Raw genomic sequence first — 18,609 nt, 5'->3', positions numbered from 1 at the left:
CGGCTCCGTCGCCGTCGCCCGCGGGCCCGCCGCGCGGCGGACGCGTCAGCCCATGAGCGGCAGGAGCGAGCCGAGATCCGCCCGCTCGCCGCTCGCGCCGACCTTGGCCTCGTCCAGCGCCGTCCGCCAGTCCACCCGTCCCGTCGCGAGCCGGAGCCAGGTCAGCGGGTCCGTCTCGACGACGTTCGGCGGCGTGCCCCGGGTGTGCCGGGGGCCCTCCACGCACTGCACGACGGCGTACGGCGGGATCCGCACCTCCGTCGACGCGCCGGGTGCCTTCACGGCGAGCGCGTCGGCCAGCAGCCGGGTGCAGGTGGCCAGGGCCTGGCGGTCGAAGGGGATGTCCGTCCCGGCGGCGCGGTTGAGGTCGTCGGTGTGCACGACGAGTTCCACCGTGCGGGTGACGAGGTAGTCGGCGAGGGTCATGGCGCCGGTGGGGGCCCCGGCCTCCGGGACGGCGCCGGGGGTCCGGCGGAGCGTGGCGAGCAGCCGGCCGTCGGGTGCGCCGGCCAGTCGCTCGGCGTACCGCTCCCCGGTGCGGGCGTAGAGCGCGTCGAGGTCGGGGTGGTCCGCGGCCAGGCGGCGCGTGCCGTCGGCGATGTCCCCCGCCCGCCCGGCGGTGGCGAACGGCCAGTCGAGCAGGGCGACTTCCCGGCTCGCGGGTTCCGGCAGGTCGAGGTTGCGGCTGACGTTCTCCAGGGCCGTCGTGAGGTGCGCGGCCAGTTCCCGCACACTCCAGTCCCCGAGGCCCGAGGCCCGCGCCAGCCGCTCCTCGTCGAGGCCGCGTACGCCTTCGCGTACGTGCGCGAACTGCGCGAGCACCGCCGCGCGCGTCTTGACGGGGTCGTAGGTGCGGGCGCGTTTCCTGGCCGGGGGCATGATCCCAGGTTAGGCGGTGGACGGGCACGGGCGCGGGACACCGGCGCGGGCGCGCGCGAAGGCCCCGCCCGGAATTCCCCTCCCCGGACGGGGCCTTGACGCTCGTACGTCCCGCGGTGCTACGCGAGGAGCGCCGGGATCGTCTCCTCGTGCGCCGTGCGCAGCTCCGTCAGCGGGAGCGTGAACTCGCCCTGCACCTCGACCACCGCGGTCGCGTCGGACTCGGTCCCGTCCACGACACCGATACGGGTGACGGGCAGGCCCCGCGCACCGCACATGTCGTTGAAGCGGAGCTCCTCCGAGCGCGGGACGGCGACGACCGCGCGGCCCGCCGACTCCGAGAAGAGGAAGGTGAAGGCGTCCAGACCGTCGGGCACGACCAGCCGCGCGCCCTTCCCGCCGAGCAGCGCCGATTCGACCACGGCCTGGATCAGGCCGCCGTCGGACAGGTCGTGGGCGGAGTCGATCATGCCGTCGCGGGAGGCGGAGATGAGGATCTCGCCGAGCAGCCGCTCGCGCTCCAGGTCGACCCGCGGAGGCAGGCCGCCGAGGTGGTCGTGGACGACCTGCGACCAGGCCGAACCGCCGAACTCCTCATGAGTGTCGCCGAGCAGGTAGAGGAGCTGTCCCTCTTCCTGGAAGGCGACGGGCGTGCGGCGGGCGACGTCGTCGATGACGCCCAGCACGGCCACGACGGGGGTCGGGTGGATGGCGGCCTCGCCCGTCTGGTTGTAGAGCGAGACGTTGCCGCCGGTCACCGGGGTGCCCAGCTGCAGGCAGCCGTCGGCGAGACCGCGGACGGTCTCGGCGAACTGCCACATGACGGCCGGGTCCTCGGGCGAGCCGAAGTTCAGGCAGTCGGAGACGGCGAGCGGCTTGGCGCCGGTCGTCGCGACGTTGCGGTAGGCCTCGGCGAGCGCGAGCTGCGCACCCGTGTACGGGTCGAGCTTCGCGTACCGGCCGTTGCCGTCCGTGGCGATGGCGACGCCGAGTCCGGTCTCCTCGTCGACGCGGATCATGCCCGAGTCCTCGGGCTGCGCCAGCACCGTGTTGCCCTGTACGAAGTGGTCGTACTGGGAGGTGATCCAGGACTTGGAGGCCTGGTTGGGAGAGCTCACCAGCCTGAGGACCTGGTCCCGCAGCTCCTCGCCGGTCGCCGGACGCGGCAGCTTGTTCGCGTCGTCGGCCTGGAGGGCGTCCTGCCACTCGGGGCGGGCGTAGGGGCGCTCGTAGACCGGGCCGTCGTGCGCGACCGTGCGTGGGTCGACGTCGACGATCTTGCCGCCGTGCCAGTAGATCTCCAGCCGGTCGCCGTCGGTGACCTCACCGATGACGGTGGCGATGACGTCCCACTTGTCGCAGATCTCCAGGAACCGGGCGACCTTCTCCGGCTCGACGACCGCGCACATGCGCTCCTGCGACTCGCTCATGAGAATTTCCTCGGGAGAGAGCGTCGAGTCCCGCAGGGGTACGTCGTCCAGCGTCACGAGCATGCCGCCGGAGCCGTTGGACGCCAGCTCGCTGGTGGCGCAGGACAGTCCGGCCGCGCCGAGGTCCTGGATGCCGACGACCAGCTTCTCGGCGAAGGCCTCCAGGGTGCACTCGATGAGGAGCTTCTCCTGGAAGGGGTCGCCGACCTGGACGGCGGGACGCTTCGACGGCTTGGCGTCGTCGAAGGTCTCGGAGGCCAGGATGGAGGCGCCGCCGATGCCGTCGCCGCCGGTGCGGGCCCCGTAGAGGATGACCTTGTTGCCCGCGCCGGACGCCTTCGCGAGGTGGATGTCCTCGTGCCGCATGACGCCGATGGCACCGGCGTTGACGAGCGGGTTGCCCTGGTAGCAGGAGTCGAAGACGACCTCGCCGCCGATGTTGGGCAGTCCCAGGCAGTTGCCGTAGCCGCCGATGCCGGCGACGACGCCCGGCAGGACGCGCTTGGTGTCGGGGTGGTCGGCCGCGCCGAACCGCAGCGGGTCGACGACGGCGACCGGCCGGGCGCCCATCGCGATGATGTCGCGCACGATGCCGCCGACGCCGGTGGCCGCGCCCTGGTAGGGCTCGACGTACGACGGGTGGTTGTGCGACTCGACCTTGAAGGTGACGGCGTAGCCCTGGCCGACGTCGACGACACCGGCGTTCTCGCCGATGCCCACGAGGAGCGCGTCGGACTGCGGGGCCTTCTCGCCGAACTGGCGCAGGTGCACCTTCGACGACTTGTACGAGCAGTGCTCGGACCACATCACGGAGTACATGGCGAGCTCGGCGCCGGTCGGGCGGCGGCCGAGGATCTCGACGACCCGCTCGTACTCGTCCTTCTTCAGGCCCAGTTCGGCCCACGGCAGGTCGACGTCGGGGGTCGCGGCCGCGTTCTCGACCGTGTCCAGAGGAGTGCGGCTCATGCGCTGACCAGCTTCTTGAGGATCGAGGTGAAGAAGGGGAGGCCGTCGGTGCGGCCGGAGCCGACGAGGGGCTCGACGGCGTGCTCCGGGTGCGGCATCAGACCGACGACGTTGCCCGCCTCGTTCGTGATGCCGGCGATGTCGCGCAGCGAGCCGTTCGGGTTGACGTCCACGTAGCGGAACGCGACCCGGCCCTCCGCCTCCAGCATGTCGAGCGTGTGCTCGTCGGCGACGTACCGGCCGTCCATGTTCTTCAGCGGGATGTGGATCTCCTGGCCCGACGCGTAGTCGGCCGTCCAGGAGGTCTCCGCGTTCTCCACCCGCAGCTTCTGGTCGCGGCAGATGAAGTGGAGGTGGTTGTTGCCGAGCATCGCGCCGGGGAGGAGATGCGCCTCGGTGAGGACCTGGAAGCCGTTGCAGATGCCGAGAACCGGCATTCCGGCCTTCGCCTGCCCGATCACGGTCTCCATCACGGGCGAGAAGCGCGAGATGGCGCCGGCCCGCAGATAGTCGCCGTACGAGAAACCGCCGGGCAGCACCACGGCGTCGACCTGCTTGAGGTCCTTGTCCTTGTGCCAGAGGGCGACGGGTTCGGCGCCCGCGAGCCGGATGGCGCGCTGGGTGTCACGGTCGTCGAGGCTGCCCGGAAAAGTGACGACTCCAATACGAGCGGTCACTTTCCTGCCTCCACCTTCTCGTCCTCCACCTTCACGGTGAAGTCCTCGATCACGGTGTTGGCGAGGAAGGATTCCGCCAGTTCGTGGATGCGGGCGAGCGCGGCGTCGTCGACCGGTCCGTCCACTTCCAGTTCGAATCGCTTTCCCTGACGTACGTCGGAGACGCCTTCGAAACCGAGACGCGGCAGTGCACGCTGCACCGCCTGGCCCTGGGGGTCGAGGATCTCCGGCTTGAGCATGACGTCGACTACGACGCGTGCCACTGGCACTCCCGGTGTGTGGTGCTGAGCAGGTCCCTTCAGACTACCCGTACAAAATTTCTACCCGCGTAGATTCGTAGAATCCTACGTGAGCCCGATCACGATCCCGCATCGACGCGGGGGCCTGCACGGAAAATCCTGGGAAAAACCGCAGAAGAGCGCGGGGACCCCATTGCCTCCTGACACGCGGAAGGATTTAGTCGGGCTTCACAATGCAATGCCCGGCACTGTACAAAGGAATTGGCAATAGCCGATACTTTGCCCAATAACAGCCGGACAGTCGGCATCTCCCCGACAACTCCGTGGCGTCCGCGCACGTCATGGGGTGTGATCGCAGAGGTGCCGCGCGAAGGGACCGATATTCGTGGCGCAGCGTGTCGTGGTCACTCTCTTTGACGACATCGACGGCTCGGAAGCGGCGGAAACGATCGCCTTCGGACTCGACGGCAAGTCGTACGAGATCGACCTCAATCCAACCAATGCCAAGAAACTGCGTAAGGCCCTCGCCCGCTACGTCGAGGCCGGCCGCAAGCAGTCGAAGTCCGGGAAGGCCTACACGCACACCGCGTTGACGCCCGACCCGGCCGCCGTCCGCGCCTGGGCCCGCTCCAACAAGCTGGACGTACCGCCGCGCGGCCGCATCCCGAAGAAGGTCTACGAGGCGTTCGCCGAAGCGCACTGAGGCCCGCGCTCTCCTCCACACCGGGCGCCCCCACCGCCGGGGGCGCCCGCGAGGGCCCGTCAGCGGGCCTTGGCGGCAACCGACTTGCGCAGACCCCCAGGAGATCAGCTAGAGTCTGGAACACGCCGAGGGGCAAGGCCGAAAGGCCCGAACCCCGAGGAGTCACGCGGGTGTAGTTCAGTAGCAGAACATCCCCCTTCCAGGGGGAAGGCGCAGTGTGCAATTCCTGTCACCCGCTCTGCAGCCCTTACCGATCAGGTAGGGTGGTGCTGGCACCGATCGGTGAAAGCCGGTCGGGGGCAAATGCGGACGTAGCTCAGTTGGTAGAGCGCAACCTTGCCAAGGTTGAGGTCGCCAGTTCGAACCTGGTCGTCCGCTCCAGCAAGCAAAGACCCCGGTCAGTCGACCGGGGTCTTTCTCGTATGCCCGTCACGCTCGTATCCCCGGCACACTCGCCTGTCCACCATGCCCGTGGCCCGTCGCACCGCTGACGCACGTGCCGAAAGCGTGTGCCGAAGTCGCGTGTCCCATGCGTGTGTCCAGGGCGTGTGTCCCACGCTTGTGCCGAAGGCGTGTGCCGGTGGATCCCGGCGAGAAGGAACAGCGAGAAGGCACCGGCACGCGGGCTTCTGACATTTGTCATGCGGAGTGATGACACCGCGCACTGCTCCCGCGTCCGGTCCGCGGGGACGCTGATCTCATGAACACGAACGAGCACGATGACGTGATTGAGGTCACCGATCTGCGGCGCGTGTACGGGGGAGATTTCGAAGCCGTGCGCGGGGTCACCTTCGCCGTGGGCCGCGGTGAGCTCTTCGCCCTGCTGGGAACGAACGGCGCAGGCAAGACCTCCACGGTCGAACTGCTCGAAGGCCTCGCCCCGCCCGCCGGCGGACGCGTCCGGGTCCTCGGGCACGATCCCTACGAGGAGCGCGCCGCCGTCCGGCCCCGGATCGGCGTGATGCTGCAGGAGGGTGGCTTCCCCTCCGAACTGACGGTCGCGGAGACCGTACGGATGTGGGCGGGCTGCACGAGCGGAGCACGGCCCACGGCCGAGGCACTCGACCTGGTGGGGCTCACGCGGCGTTCCCGTGTACGGGTGAAACAGCTGTCCGGAGGCGAGAAGCGGCGCCTGGACCTGGCGCTCGCCCTCCTCGGCCGCCCCGAGGTCCTCTTCCTCGACGAGCCGACGACCGGGCTGGACGCCGAAGGGCGCCGGGAGACCTGGGAGTTGGTGCGGGAACTGCGCGACACCGGCACGACCGTACTGCTGACCACGCACTACCTCGAGGAGGCGGAGCAGCTCGCCGACCGGCTCGCGGTCCTCCACGAGGGGCACATCGCGGCCTCCGGCACCCTCGCCGAGGTGACCGCGTCCCAGCCGTCCCGGATCTCCTTCGAACTGCCCGCCGGCTACTTCCCCGGGGACCTGCCGCCGCTCGCCCCGCTCGGCGTGACCGGCCACGAGACGACGGGCCGCACCGTCAGGCTGCGTACCGACGATCTCCAGCGGACCGCGACCGGACTGCTGCTGTGGGCCCGGGACGAACGGGTCGAACTGCGGGGACTCGACGTGCGGTCGGCCTCGCTGGAGGAGGCGTTCCTGCGGATCGCGCGGGACGCCGCCGGTACCGATCGAGGCTCGGGGGCCGGTTCCGGTGACCGTGCCACGGCGGCGACGACGGAGAAGGAGGCCGTGGCATGAGCGCGGCGACCGTGACCGGCCCCCGTACGGGCACCACCACGGCTGCGGGACGGATGGCGGCGCTGGCGCGCGCCGAACTGACCCTCCTGAGCCGTACGAAGGCGACACTCGCCGCCGCCGTGTTCGTGCCGCTGGCCCTGCCGTTCAGCCTGCGCTCGACCGTCGGCCAGATGGATCTGAAGGGCACCGGGCTCTCGGCCGGCTCGGTCGTCCTGCCGTCCTCCGTCGGGTTCTCCCTCCTCTTCGCGGTCTACAGCTCGCTGGTGAGTGTGTACGCGGCCCGCCGCGAGGAGCTCGTCCTCAAGCGGCTGCGCACCGGGGAGCTGCGGGACGCGGAGATCCTCGCGGGCGCGGCCCTGCCCTCGGTCGCGATCGGTCTCGTACAGTGCCTGGCCCTGACCGTCGCGTGTACCGCCCTGCTGGACGTCGGGGCACCCGCGGCCCCCCATCTCGCCGTCCTCGGGCTGCTTCTGGGCCTGGCCATGTGGCCTCCGCTCGCGGCCGTCACCGCGAGCCTCAGCAGGAGTGTGGAAGGCGCCCAGGTGGCCGCCATGCCCCTGATGCTGCTGTCCCTGCTCGGTTCGGGCACCTTCTTCCCCCTCCAGACGATGCCCGGCGCGCTGGCCTCGGCCTGTGAACTGCTGCCCCTCACCCCGGTGATCACCCTGGTCCGCGGCGGCTGGACCGGCGGCCTGTCCGCGCACGACACCCTGGGAGCCGTCGGGACGGCGGTGGCCTGGATCGTCTTCGCGGTGTTTGCTGTACGGCGGTGGTTCCGCTGGGAGCCGCGGCGGTGACCACGGACTCGCGGAGGTCGGCATGAGCAGGCCGGGTGGCTGGTGGCTGGGCAAGAGCACGCCGGCGAAGGTCGAGACCTACACACGGTGGTCGTTCCACGTCTTCGCCCTGATCGAGATCACCTCGATCGGACTGCCCCTGTTCGCGAACGCGGCCGGCACCCTGTCCTGGTGGCTGTTCGCGCTGGTGTGCGGGCACTCCGTGCTCTGCGCGGTGACCGCGTCGAGGGCGCTGGACTGGGTACGCGGCACCCGCGACCGCCCGCGGCGGATGCTGACCGCGCTGGCGGCGGTCACCGCCCTGGTCGCCGTGGTGGCTCTCACCCTCTCGGGCACCCACTGGCGTCCGGCGACCGACGTCGAGGTGCGCCAGGGCGCCTCGATGTTCGTCGGCGTCATCGCCTTCGGCACCGGGACCCTCGCGCTCGGCACGCGGGACCGGCGCCGGATGACACATGTGGTGGCCGGGGCGACGGTGGGTGCCGGCGCGGCGTCGTTCCCGCTCGGCTTCCCCGGTCCCGCCGCGGTGATCATCGCCGGCACGGTCCTGCTCACCGCCGGATCCCTCGCCTTCACGGCCGCCTTCTCCGTCTGGCTGCTCAACGCCGTGTACGAACTCGACGCGGCCCGCGAGACCCGGGCCCGCCTCGCGGTCGCCGAGGAACGGCTGCGCTTCGGGCGCGATCTGCACGACGTGATGGGACGGAACCTCGCGGTGATCGCGCTGAAGAGCGAACTCGCCGTCCAGCTGGCCCGGCGCGGGCGGCCCGAGGCCGTGGACCAGATGACCGAGGTGCAGCGGATAGCCCGGGAGTCCCAGCGCGAGGTGCGCGAGGTCGTACGCGGCTACCGCGAGGCCGACCTCACCGTCGAACTCGCGGGCGCCCAGGGTGTGCTGACGGCCGCCGGCATCGCCTGCGAGGTGACCGGTTCCGCGCCGGGACTTCCCGCGCAGGTTCAGTCGGCGCTCGGCTGGGTCGTACGGGAGGCGACCACGAACGTGCTGCGGCACGGGGACGCGCGACGGTGCGGGGTCTCGCTGCGGGTGGCGGACGGGAAGGTCACCCTCACGGTGGAGAACGACGGGGTGCCGGACGCGGTCGCCGCCGGTCCCGAAGCGGGAGAAGGCACCGGACCGGGCGGGGGCACCGGACCGGGCGGGGGCACCGGGCTCGTGGGCCTGCGGGAGCGGCTGGCCGCGCTGGACGGGACCCTGCGGGCCGGACCGGCCGACGGCGGCACCTTCCGTCTGACGGCCGAGATCCCGATGCCGGAGCTGCCCGGGGCGCCTCCGTCGGAGGCGGATCCCTCGGAAGCGGATCCCTCGGAAGCGGATCCGTCCGAGCCTTATCCGTCGGCGGTGCCCGTGCCGCGTCGAGCGAACGAGGTCAGATCATGACGCACGTACCTTCCCCCTCACCCGTACCACCAGCACCACCCGCACCACCTGTCCGCCTGCTGCTCGCCGACGACGAACATCTGATCCGGGGAGCGCTCGCCGCGCTGCTGGCGCTGGAGGACGATCTCGTGGTGGTCGCCGAGGCGGCGACCGGGCCCGAGGCGCTGGCGATGGCACGAGCGCACGCTCCCGATGTCGCCGTGCTCGATCTCCAGATGCCAGGGGCCGACGGTGTGAGCGTGGCCACATCGCTGCGGGCCGAACTGCCCGGCTGCCGGGTGCTGATCGTGACGAGTCACGGGCGCCCCGGCCATCTGAAGCGGGCGCTCGCGGCCGGTGTACGCGGCTTTGTCCCGAAGACCGTCAGCGCGCGACGGCTCGCCGAGATCATCCGCACCGTGCACGCGGGAAACCGCTACGTTGACCCCGAGTTGGCCGCCGACGCGATCTCCGCCGGGGACTCTCCGCTGACCGCGCGGGAGGCCGAGGTGCTGGAGTTCGCCGCCGACGGGGCGCCCGTCGCGGAGATCGCGGAGCGGGCCGCGCTGTCACAGGGGACGGTACGGAACTATCTGTCGTCCGCCGTCTCCAAACTCGGGGCGGAGAACCGCCACGCGGCAGTGCGTCTCGCACGGGAGCGAGGTTGGGTATAGTTGCTCTCGCACCACAGCGCATGCGGACGTAGCTCAGTTGGTAGAGCGCAACCTTGCCAAGGTTGAGGTCGCCAGTTCGAACCTGGTCGTCCGCTCCAGCGAAGAAGAAGCCCCCGGCCTCAGGCCGGGGGCTTCTTCGTGTGCCCGCCGGCGCCCTCAGCTCCAGCTCGTGCCGGTCAGCCGCTCGAACGCCTCGATGTACTTGGCGCTGGTCGCCTCCACCACATGCGCCGGGAGCGCGGGCGGCGGCTGCTCGCTCGCGCGGTCCCAGCCCGACTCGGCGGACGTCAGCCAGTCGCGGACGAACTGCTTGTCGAAGGACGGCTGGGCACGGCCCGGCCCCCACGTGTCGGCCGGCCAGAAACGGGACGAGTCCGGGGTCAGCACCTCGTCGGCCAGGATGAGGGTCCCGTCCTCGTAGCCGAACTCGAACTTGGTGTCGGCGAGGATGATCCCGCGTTCACGCGCGATGTCGCGGGCGCGGCCGTAGACGGCGAGGGTCGTCCGGCGCAGCTGGGCCGCGGTCTCGGCGCCGACCTGGCGGGCGACCTCCTCGTAGGAGACGTTCTCGTCGTGCTCGCCGACCTCGGCCTTGGCGGCGGGGGTGAAGATCGGCGCGGGGAGTTCCGAGCCGTCGACGAGCCCCTCCGGGAGGGCGAGACCGCAGACCGTGCGGGAGGCGTCGTACTCCACGAGGCCGGAGCCGGTGAGGTAGCCGCGTGCGACGCACTCGACCGGGACCATCCGCAGCGACTTGCAGATCAGGGTGCGGCCGGCCCAGTCGGCGGGGGCACCGGGCGGGAGTTCGGTGCTCAGGACATGGTGAGGGACCAGGTCGGCGAGCTTGTCGAACCACCACAGGGAGAGCTGGGTGAGGACCCGGCCCTTGTCGGGGATCTCGGTGGGCAGCACCCAGTCGTAGGCGGAAAGACGGTCACTGGCGATCATCACGAGGTCGCCCGCCTCGTTCCGGTACAGGTCGCGCACCTTGCCGGTGTGCAGATGCACCAGACCCGGGACCTGGAGGGGCTCGGGCTTTTCGACGAATCCGGACACGGTTCCTCCCCGTATTTCTGTCCAAGTGGCTCGATTCTCCCGTATGCGGGGAGCGGGTCCGGCCACGGGGTGCCCGGACGGGGGCGGGGAGGTGCGGCACGGGGTGCGCGGCGGGTGCGCGCCGCGCCGCGTGCTCAGTCGCGTTTGCAGATGCGGTCGAGCAGGTTGGCCGTGGCCCGCTGGACACGGGTGTCGACGTGGCCCGGCCGGTCCAGGGCCGGGGACCAGGCGAACGTCCCGGATGCGAAGACCAGCGCGCCGGAGGGTGCCCGGTAGAGGGAGGTCTCCTGGTGGCGGACGGCGCCCTCGCTGTCCCGGTACGGGGAGTGGGCGAGGAGGATGCGGCCGTGGTGCTCCGGCAGCGGGGCGCGGGGGAAGTAGCGGTCGGCCTCGCCCGCGACCATGCCCTCGAGTTCGTCGCCCTCGTGCGCGCCGGTGGCGTCCCACAGCCAGTGGTCGGAGTTGCGCACGACCAGGGGGTGGGGGTCGGGGACCCTGCCCGCGTACTGGATGCCGATGAGCTGCTGCTCGGGCCGGTCGACCTCCCGCCACAGCGACGGCTTTCCGGGGCCCCTGCGCTTGCGGCAGGTCAGCAGGCGGTCCGCGACACCGGACGGTGAGGGACCCAACTCCACCTGCCAGTACATGGTGTTGGCGGAGAGGAAGACCAGCGAAGTGCCGTGCGCGCTGGCGAGTTCCGCGGTGCGGCGCATGGCCGGCGACCAGTACTCGTCGTGGCCCGGGAAGACCAGGCCGCGGTAACGGGTGGGGTCGACGCGGCCGGCGTGCAGGTCGCGGGCGTCGGCGTAGGCGAGGTCGTAGCCGTAGCGCTCGGCCCAGCGGATGAAGTCGTAGGCGTGGCCGACGTGCAGCGGGAGGCCCGCGCCGGCGTACGGGCGGTCGAAGGAGACCGTCGTCGCCGCGTCCGCCTCGCCGAGGAGCCGGCCGTTCTCGTCCCACGCGTGATAGAGGCTGGCGCCCGTACGGCCGTCCTCCGGGTAGAGGTTGTACGCCTGCCAGGTGACGTCCGGGAGCAGGAGCAGCAGGTCGGCGGGGTGGTTGTCGCGGACCGTGAAGGGGACGTGGGAGCGGTAGCCGTCGGCGGTGGTCAGTACGGCCACGTACGCGCCGATGTTCCAGTAGCTCGGGATCTGCAGGCGCCAGGACAGCCACCAGTGGTGGCAGGAAACGGTTCTGTCGGCGGTGAGCGGCGGGGGCTGGACGATCCCGGAGAGGCGGGGGCTGGTGGTGATCTTGCTGGCGCCGTCGCCTCCGTAGTGCCCGATGCGGTAGATGTCGACGCTGAATTCCTGGGGCGGGTCGACGGTGACATGGAAGTCGATGGCCTCGCCCGGGGCGGCCGCGCCGGTGGAGGCGAAGCCCTTGATCTGGCGGTGCACGTCGTCCGCGGAGCGGGGACCCCCGATCCTGGGCTGCGGGATGGCACCCTTCACCGGCTTCGAGGCGTCCCGCAGCAGGGTGGCGCCCGGAGCGTGGTCGATGTACCAGGGGACGACGTGCCCGGTGTCGTCGAAGTACTGCTCGTCGCCGCGGAGCCAGGGAACGGGTCCCTGACCGAAGGGGTCCGTCACGGCGTGCGCGAGAGCTCCCGACTCCCAGCGGCGGATCTGCTCCGATCCCATGCCTGTTCCCCTCCCTCGATGCCCCCGTCGGTTCTGTAAGTCCCTGTTCCGCGCGCGAGCCTCTGCCCTGCGCGCGATCGGTCCCAGCACATCACATTACGCACGCACTCCGTCACCGTTCGTCGCGAATTGACGTGAACGGAACGGGGGAATCCGGACCCGGGCGGAAGAATCCGGACCGGGGTGAGTGGGAAGGGTCCCACTCACCCGGTGCCGGGCCCGGTACTCGGCTCGGCACCGGCGCGTCGCCGTCGTGCTCAGACCAGCCGGACCGGCTTCTCCGGGCGGACCCCGAGGCGGCGGAGCCAGTCGCGCAGGGGGGCCGGGTCACCGTCCTCGACCAGGGTCAGGACGCGCGGGCCGAGATCCGCGGCACGCTCGCCGCCGACCAGGAGGGACGGTCCGTCGAGCCAGTCGAGCCCCGGCGCCGCGCCCGCGGTGTCCATCGCGGCGCAGCAGACCATCGCGGTGACGTGGTCGGCCAGCAGTTCGCGTCCGGTGCGTGGCGGCTGGAGCGGGAAGAGCGGCAGCATCCCGTCCTCCCAGAACGCCAGGTCGGGACCCGGCTGCTCCGCGCCGCCACTCGGTACGGAGACCGGCACCGAGGCCTCGTCGCGGGCCAGCTCCGCGCTGAGCCCGGCCGCGAGCGCCGCCGTCCGTTCGCTCCCGAGGCCGAGACCGCCGTCGTCCTCGTCGGCGCCCATCCGCTCGTACGCTCCGCACCGCTTGGTGACGAAGGGGACGGAATCCGGCTCCGGGGCCGTCCCGGAGGCGGCGCGTGTACCGGCGCCGGTGTCGGTGTCGCCGCCGGTGCCAGTGCCGTCGCCGGTGCCAGTGACTGCGTCTGCGTCTGCGCCGGTGGCGGCCTCGGCCGGCGGCGCGGTCAGATGGTCCAGGACGCGCGCCAGTGTCGGGCCGCCACGGTCGGGCACGGTCGGGTCCGAGGAGTGACGGACGCCCAGCGCGTCCAGGACCCGGTGCAGGCGGGCCGCGTCAGCCCGCCAGGTCCGGTCGACGACCTCGTCCGGATACTCCTGCCAGTCCACCGGAGCCCAGTCGGGTCCGGTCTCCGCGGGCCCGCCGTGGAAGAGCCGGGCGGCGAGCAGCGAGGCCGCCTCGTCCACCGTGCCGGGCTCTTCGAGCAGGTCGCAGGCGGGGCGCTCGCCGAGGCGTGAGGTGAAGCCCTCGGCCAGCCGGTCGCGGCGGGAGAGCTCGGTGAGGGCCGCGACGACGCCCGCGTCCAGCCGGGACGGCCAGCGGCCCATCCGCCAGGCGGGCAGCGCGACGCGGTTCAGCAGCCGGTCCCAGCCCGCGTAGGCCAGGCCCACCTGTTCCTGGGCGACGATCCGCAGGCCGTAGTCCACGGCCTGTGCGCGCTCGGCCGCGGCGGCCGCCACTCCCCGCTCCATCTCGGCCGCGTGCCCCCGGCAGCTGCGCAGCAGCAGGCGGGTCACCCAGCCGACACCGGCCAGCACCGTGCGGACCACCGGGCCGTGGGCGGGCGCCGAGGTCACGGCCACGGCCGCGTCCAGCCCGCGTACGAAACGGCGGGCGGCGGCTATGTCGGGGTGCGCGGAGGGACCCGTACCGGCGACGACCGGGGCGAGGACCGCGCGCAGCTCGCCGACGCGCATCCACCACAGGAAGGGCGAGCCGATGACGAGGACGGGAGCGGCCGAGGTCCGGCGGACGTGCGCCGAGGACCCTCGTACACCCGCTATCTCGTCCCTGGCCTCGGTCGGCGGCGGGCCGTGCGCGGGGTGGGTGCGGTCCTCCAGCCAGCTGTCGCAGTCCGGGGTGAGCGCTATCGCGGAGGGGGGCGGGACGTCGAGGCGGTCGGCCAGGTCCCGGACCATGCGGTACAGGTCGGGGGCGGACTCCTCCGCGATCGCGACCGTGGGACTCACGGCGGGCCGGGCGCGGGCGACCACGAGGGCGATACCCGCGGCCGCGAGGAGGACGAAGCCGGCGAGAACCGTCACGACCCAGCGTGTGACGGGCCAGGGTCCGCCGGTGAGGTGGCCGGTCGAGCCGCCGACGAGCAGCACGACGGCGACAGCCGCGGGCAGCAGGGCTACGGCCAGCGCCCGGCTGCGGATCCGCAGCACGGCGAGAGCCCGGGAGCGCGCGGCCTGCGCGCCCACCTCCACACCCATACCGGTCACGACCGGAGGTCACCCCCTACTGTCCGCTCGTACGGGGCTGTTCGACAGCCCGCGCCGGCGGATGCCCTGGCTTTGCTCACTCCCCCACTGTGGCACCCGCCACCGACATCGCAATGCCGGTGGGCCAAGTGCCGGAATGCTTTCGCCGCACCCTAGTTGGGGCCTCGGTCCCCGTCAGGCGGTTGGGGCATCGCTCACTCGATGGAATGGCTTTGGGGAAAGGTGGATGACCGTGGGCAATGATCAGGCCCCGGATTCCGTACAGAATCCGGGGCCCGAGGGCAGGTCGTGGACCGGGTCCTACGCCGTCGTCGCCGCGGCCCCCGCCGAGGAGTCCGCCGCGGCCTTCGCGGCGATGTCCGTCCGGTGCTGGGAACCGTCGAGGCCGATACGGGCGACCGCCGTGTAAGCGCGGGCGCGCGCCTCGGTGAGGCCGGTGCCGGTCGCCGTGACGGACAGCACGCGGCCCCCGGCGCTCACGACCGCGTCACCGTCGTGCTTCGTCCCGGCGTGCAGGACGTACGCGTGCGGGGCGTCCTGGACCGCCACCTCGTCGAGCCCGGTGATGGGATCGCCGGTGCGCGGGGTGTCCGGGTAGTTGTGCGAGGCCACGACCACGGTGACCGCCGCGTCGTCACTCCAGCGCAGCGGCGGCAGGTCGATGAGGGTGCCCTCGGCGGCGGCGAGCAGGACGCCGGCCAGCGGGGTCTTCAGACGGGCGAGGACCACCTGTGTCTCGGGGTCGCCGAAGCGGGCGTTGAACTCGATCACCCGTACGCCGCGGCTGGTGATCGCCAGGCCCGCGTAGAGAAGCCCGGAGAACGGGGTGCCGCGGTGGCGCAGTTCGTCGACGGTCGGCTGGAGAACGGTCTCCATGACCTCCTCCACCAGCTTCGGGTCCGCCCACGGGAGGGGCGAGTACGCGCCCATGCCGCCGGTGTTCGGGCCCTGGTCGCCGTCGAGCGCGCGCTTGAAGTCCTGGGCGGGCTGCAGCGGGACGACCGTCACGCCGTCGGTGATCGCGAAGAGGGAGACCTCGGGGCCGTCGAGGAACTCCTCGATGACGACGCGTTCGCAGGCGTTGGCGTGCTCCCGGGCCTTCGCGAGGTCGTCGGTCACGACGACGCCCTTGCCGGCCGCGAGGCCGTCGTCCTTCACCACGTAGGGGGCGCCGAAGGCGTCCAGCGCCTCTTCGACCTCTTCGGGGGCCGTGCAGACGTAGGAGCGGGCGGTCGGAACGCCCGCCCTGGCCATCACGTCCTTGGCGAAGGCCTTGGAGCCCTCCAGCCGCGCGGCCTCCCCGGAAGGGCCGAAACAGGGGATGCCCGCGGCGCGCACGGCGTCGGCGACCCCGGCGACGAGTGGTGCCTCCGGGCCCACGACGACCAGCTCGGCACCGAGCTCCGTGGCCAGCGCGGCCACCGCGGCGCCGTCGAGCGCGTCGACCGCGCGCAGCTCGGCCACGTCCGCGATGCCTGCGTTCCCGGGGGCGCAGTGCAGGGCGGTGACGGCGGGATCGAGGGACAGGGAACGGCACAGGGCGTGTTCGCGGGCGCCGCCGCCGATGACAAGGACCTTCACGGGGTCAGCCTAACCGCCGGAGGCGAGTGCCTTTGTGGGGGCTTCCGAAGCGGGGGGTCCGCGGGGTTGGTGGGATCCTCCAAGCGATCCTGGGGTTCCGGTTCCTCGGGCAGCCGGGGAACCGGGCTACTCGTTCGAGAACTCCTCGACCACCGTCGCGCCCAGTTCGCGGACGATCAGGTCGTGGCCGGAGAGAGCGGACTCGTCGAGGTCGGGGTCGTCGTCCTCGGGAATGTCGTCCTCGGGGGCCACGGGGGGCGGGGGCTCGGGGGCGGGAGGTCCACCGGGTCTCGACGCGGGCGCGGCCGGGCCCTGGCCCGCGGGCGGTCCCTGCGGCACGGCGGGACGCGAGGCCGGGGCGGACGACTGCGGGGCCGCGGGACGCGGTGCGGCCGGCGCCCCGCCGTATCCGGCGCCGCCACCGCCGTACCCGCCACCGGTCCCACCGCCGCCGAACCCGGGGCCGGGTGCCGTCATCGGCGGCGGTGCCGAGCCGCCCGAGGTGTCGACGATCGCCTCGATCTTCCACTGGATGTTGAACTGCTCGGCCAGCGCCTGCTTGAGAACGTCCTCGCTGCCGCTGCTCGCGAAGTTGTCCCGCGCGCCCGCGTTGACGAAACCGATCTGCAGCGTCGTGCCGTCGTACCCGGTCACCTGGGCGTTCTGGCTGAGCAGGATCCAGGTGAAGCGGCGGCGGTTCTTGACCGCCTCCAGAATGTTCGGCCACAGCACGCGCGGGTCGGGGCCGCCGGTGGCGGGCGCCTGCGTCGGCGCGGCGGAGGGTGCCGCCGGGGTGGCGGGGGCGGCGGGCGCCGAAGGCGTCGGGGGTGCCGCGGGCGCGGCCGGAGCCTGCCCGCTGCCCGCGGAAGCCGGCGTCGGCCAGCCACCGGGCCGCCTGCCGCTGCCGGCGGCCGTCGCGGCGGGCCACGCACCGGGCGCGGGCCCCGACGGGGCAGCCGGCTCGGCCGCTTGAGCGGGGGCCGTCGGAGTGGGAGACGTCGGAACGGGAGCCGGGGGCGCCGGGGACGCGGCGGAGGGTGCGGCCGGGGCGGGAGCCCCCACACCCTGCACCGGAGCACCGGCACCGGCAGTGTCGTACCCCCCGTACCCCCCGTACCCCTCGGCGCCGGCGCCACCGGGACCCTGCGCCCGTACGGCGGCCCGGACCGCGGAGGGTCCACCGCCCGGCGGGACCCCGGGGCCGGCGGGGGCCGGGGCCGCCGCGGCCCCTCCATGCACGTCGGGACCGGGCACGTATCCCATGGCGGGGGCGCCGCCACCGCCGGAGAAGTTCACGCCGCGCTCGATACGGTCCAGCCGGGCCATGAGGGCCCGCTCGTCCCCGTACGCCGCGGGCAGGAGCACGCGCGCGCAGATGAGTTCGAGCTGGAGCCGCGGCGAGGTGGCGCCGCGCATCTCCGTCAGTCCCTCGTTGACCAGATCGGCGGCGCGGCTGAGCTCGGCGGCGCCGAAGACCCCGGCCTGGGCCTGCATGCGCTCCACCACGTCGGACGGGGCGTCGATGAGCCCCTTCTCCGCGGCGTCGGGCACGGCCGCCAGGATCACCAGGTCGCGCAGCCGCTCCAGCAGGTCGGCGACGAACCGCCGCGGATCGTTGCCCCCCTCGATCACGCGGTCCACGACCTCGAAAGCCGCCGCGCCGTCCCCCGAGGCGAACGCCTCGACGACCGAGTCGAGCAGCGACCCGTCCGTGTAGCCCAGCAGCGAGGTGGCCATGGCGTAGGTCACACCGGCGTCGGCCGCTCCCGCGAGGAGTTGGTCCATGACGGACATGGAGTCACGCACGGACCCCGCGCCGGACCGCACGACCAGCGGCAGCACCCCGTCCTCGACGGGAATGCCCTCGCGCCCGCAGACCTCGCCGAGGTACTCGCGCAGGGTCCCCGGGGGCACCAGCCGGAACGGGTAGTGGTGCGTACGGGACCGGATCGTCCCGATGACCTTCTCGGGCTCGGTGGTGGCGAAGATGAACTTGAGGTGCTCCGGCGGCTCCTCGACCACCTTCAACAGCGCGTTGAATCCCGCCGGCGTGACCATGTGGGCCTCGTCGATGATGTAGATCTTGTACCGGCTGCTCGCGGGGCCGAAGAACGCCTTCTCCCGCAGGTCACGGGCGTCGTCGACACCACCGTGCGAAGCGGCGTCGATCTCGATGACGTCGATCGAACCCGGGCCGTTGCGTGCGAGGTCGCGGCAGGACTGGCACTCCCCGCAGGGCGTCGGCGTGGGTCCCTGCTCGCAGTTGAGACACCTGGCGAGGATGCGCGCGCTGGTGGTCTTGCCGCACCCGCGCGGACCGCTGAACAGGTACGCGTGATTGACCCGGTTGTTCCGCAGCGCCTGCTGCAACGGGTCGGTGACATGCTCCTGCCCGATGACCTCGGCGAACGACTCCGGGCGATAGCGGCGGTACAGCGCGAGAGACGACACACATACGAGGTTATAGGCGCCCACTGACAAGAAGGACCGCCCGCGATGACAGTGCGATGACGGCGGACCGCGCACTGCGGACCGCGACGGGGACGGCTGGCCTCACATCCCCGGCAGACGCAAGCGCCCCCCACGCACCCGCCAGAGCCAACCTACCCTTGCTGCCTTCCGGCCCTGGGGGAGTTCAGTCAGATAGCGCCACGTGAGGGGCTGCGCTCACAGTACCTGATCCGGGCGGGGGGAACGAGTTCGCGAGCACTCCTCA

Annotated in this window: 14 protein-coding genes, 3 tRNA genes and 1 other RNA gene; 8 read left to right on the top strand and 10 right to left on the bottom strand. The window is 72.2% G+C overall.

Annotation, left to right across the window (positions count from 1 at the left end):
- Positions 1 to 45: 45 nt before the first annotated feature.
- The 4 genes from ABZV34_RS11515 to purS all read right to left on the bottom strand — a co-directional run bounded on the left by ABZV34_RS11515 (position 46) and on the right by purS (position 4,215).
- Complete coding sequence (locus ABZV34_RS11515) at positions 46 to 879, bottom strand: sterol carrier family protein (protein WP_356273623.1); 834 nt, start codon at positions 877 to 879, stop codon at positions 46 to 48.
- 119 nt (positions 880 to 998) lie between these two features.
- Positions 999 to 3,275 carry a phosphoribosylformylglycinamidine synthase subunit PurL gene (gene purL / locus ABZV34_RS11510; RefSeq protein ID WP_356273621.1) on the bottom strand — a complete coding sequence of 759 codons (2,277 nt, stop codon included), beginning with the start codon at positions 3,273 to 3,275 and terminating at the stop codon, positions 999 to 1,001.
- Positions 3,272 to 3,952, bottom strand: coding sequence for a phosphoribosylformylglycinamidine synthase subunit PurQ (gene purQ / locus ABZV34_RS11505; protein WP_356273619.1), 681 nt, complete (start codon positions 3,950 to 3,952; stop codon positions 3,272 to 3,274). The genes purL and purQ overlap by 4 nt, the downstream gene beginning before the upstream one ends.
- The gene (gene purS, locus ABZV34_RS11500) at positions 3,949 to 4,215 is read right to left on the bottom strand and encodes a phosphoribosylformylglycinamidine synthase subunit PurS (RefSeq protein WP_153289764.1); all 267 of its coding nucleotides are present in this window, start codon (positions 4,213 to 4,215) and stop codon (positions 3,949 to 3,951) included. The genes purQ and purS overlap by 4 nt, the downstream gene beginning before the upstream one ends.
- A 361-nt stretch (positions 4,216 to 4,576) precedes the next feature.
- Here purS and ABZV34_RS11495 point away from each other — a divergent pair, with 361 nt between their 5' ends.
- From ABZV34_RS11495 to ABZV34_RS11460, 8 genes are all read left to right on the top strand, one after another.
- Positions 4,577 to 4,894, top strand: a complete 318-nt coding sequence (locus ABZV34_RS11495; RefSeq protein ID WP_356273617.1) for an Lsr2 family protein — start codon at positions 4,577 to 4,579, stop codon at positions 4,892 to 4,894.
- A 166-nt stretch (positions 4,895 to 5,060) separates the two neighbouring features.
- A tRNA-Gly gene (locus ABZV34_RS11490) sits at positions 5,061 to 5,132 on the top strand.
- A gap of 67 nt (positions 5,133 to 5,199) precedes the next feature.
- Positions 5,200 to 5,275 (top strand) — tRNA-Gly (locus tag ABZV34_RS11485).
- A gap of 319 nt (positions 5,276 to 5,594) precedes the next feature.
- Positions 5,595 to 6,599 (top strand): ABC transporter ATP-binding protein, encoded by a 1,005-nt coding sequence (locus tag ABZV34_RS11480; RefSeq protein ID WP_356273615.1) that lies wholly within the window; start codon positions 5,595 to 5,597, stop codon positions 6,597 to 6,599.
- Positions 6,596 to 7,396 (top strand): ABC transporter permease, encoded by an 801-nt coding sequence (locus tag ABZV34_RS11475; protein WP_356273613.1) that lies wholly within the window; start codon positions 6,596 to 6,598, stop codon positions 7,394 to 7,396. The genes ABZV34_RS11480 and ABZV34_RS11475 overlap by 4 nt, the downstream gene beginning before the upstream one ends.
- 22 nt (positions 7,397 to 7,418) lie before the next feature.
- Positions 7,419 to 8,795: a histidine kinase gene (locus ABZV34_RS11470; protein ID WP_356273611.1), complete on the top strand. Its 1,377-nt coding sequence runs from the start codon at positions 7,419 to 7,421 to the stop codon at positions 8,793 to 8,795.
- Positions 8,792 to 9,448: a response regulator transcription factor gene (locus tag ABZV34_RS11465; RefSeq protein WP_356273609.1), complete on the top strand. Its 657-nt coding sequence runs from the start codon at positions 8,792 to 8,794 to the stop codon at positions 9,446 to 9,448. Before ABZV34_RS11470 ends, ABZV34_RS11465 begins: the two co-directional genes overlap by 4 nt.
- A gap of 22 nt (positions 9,449 to 9,470) precedes the next feature.
- A tRNA-Gly gene (locus ABZV34_RS11460) sits at positions 9,471 to 9,546 on the top strand.
- 58 nt (positions 9,547 to 9,604) lie between these two features.
- Here ABZV34_RS11460 and ABZV34_RS11455 read toward each other — a convergent pair.
- From ABZV34_RS11455 to ffs, 6 genes are all read right to left on the bottom strand, one after another.
- On the bottom strand, positions 9,605 to 10,504 hold the full coding sequence (locus tag ABZV34_RS11455) for a phosphoribosylaminoimidazolesuccinocarboxamide synthase (protein WP_356273607.1): 900 nt from the start codon (positions 10,502 to 10,504) through the stop codon (positions 9,605 to 9,607).
- A 134-nt stretch (positions 10,505 to 10,638) separates the two neighbouring features.
- Positions 10,639 to 12,147, bottom strand: a complete 1,509-nt coding sequence (locus tag ABZV34_RS11450; RefSeq protein WP_356273605.1) for a N,N-dimethylformamidase beta subunit family domain-containing protein — start codon at positions 12,145 to 12,147, stop codon at positions 10,639 to 10,641.
- A gap of 257 nt (positions 12,148 to 12,404) precedes the next feature.
- Positions 12,405 to 14,303 carry a hypothetical protein gene (locus ABZV34_RS11445; protein ID WP_356273693.1) on the bottom strand — a complete coding sequence of 633 codons (1,899 nt, stop codon included), beginning with the start codon at positions 14,301 to 14,303 and terminating at the stop codon, positions 12,405 to 12,407.
- Positions 14,304 to 14,612: 309 nt separating this feature from the next.
- Positions 14,613 to 15,893 (bottom strand): phosphoribosylamine--glycine ligase, encoded by a 1,281-nt coding sequence (purD, locus tag ABZV34_RS11440; protein ID WP_356273603.1) that lies wholly within the window; start codon positions 15,891 to 15,893, stop codon positions 14,613 to 14,615.
- 126 nt (positions 15,894 to 16,019) lie between these two features.
- On the bottom strand, positions 16,020 to 18,344 hold the full coding sequence (locus tag ABZV34_RS11435) for a DNA polymerase III subunit gamma and tau (protein WP_356273601.1): 2,325 nt from the start codon (positions 18,342 to 18,344) through the stop codon (positions 16,020 to 16,022).
- Between the two features lie 116 nt (positions 18,345 to 18,460).
- Positions 18,461 to 18,559, bottom strand: an RNA gene (gene ffs, locus ABZV34_RS11430) — signal recognition particle sRNA small type.
- Positions 18,560 to 18,609 lie beyond the last annotated feature (50 nt).

The sequence above is a fragment of the Streptomyces sp. NPDC005195 genome (assembly GCF_040608315.1).
Classification (GTDB): Bacteria; Actinomycetota; Actinomycetes; order Streptomycetales; family Streptomycetaceae; genus Streptomyces; species Streptomyces kaempferi.
This window is presented reverse-complemented; position numbering and strand designations above follow the sequence as displayed.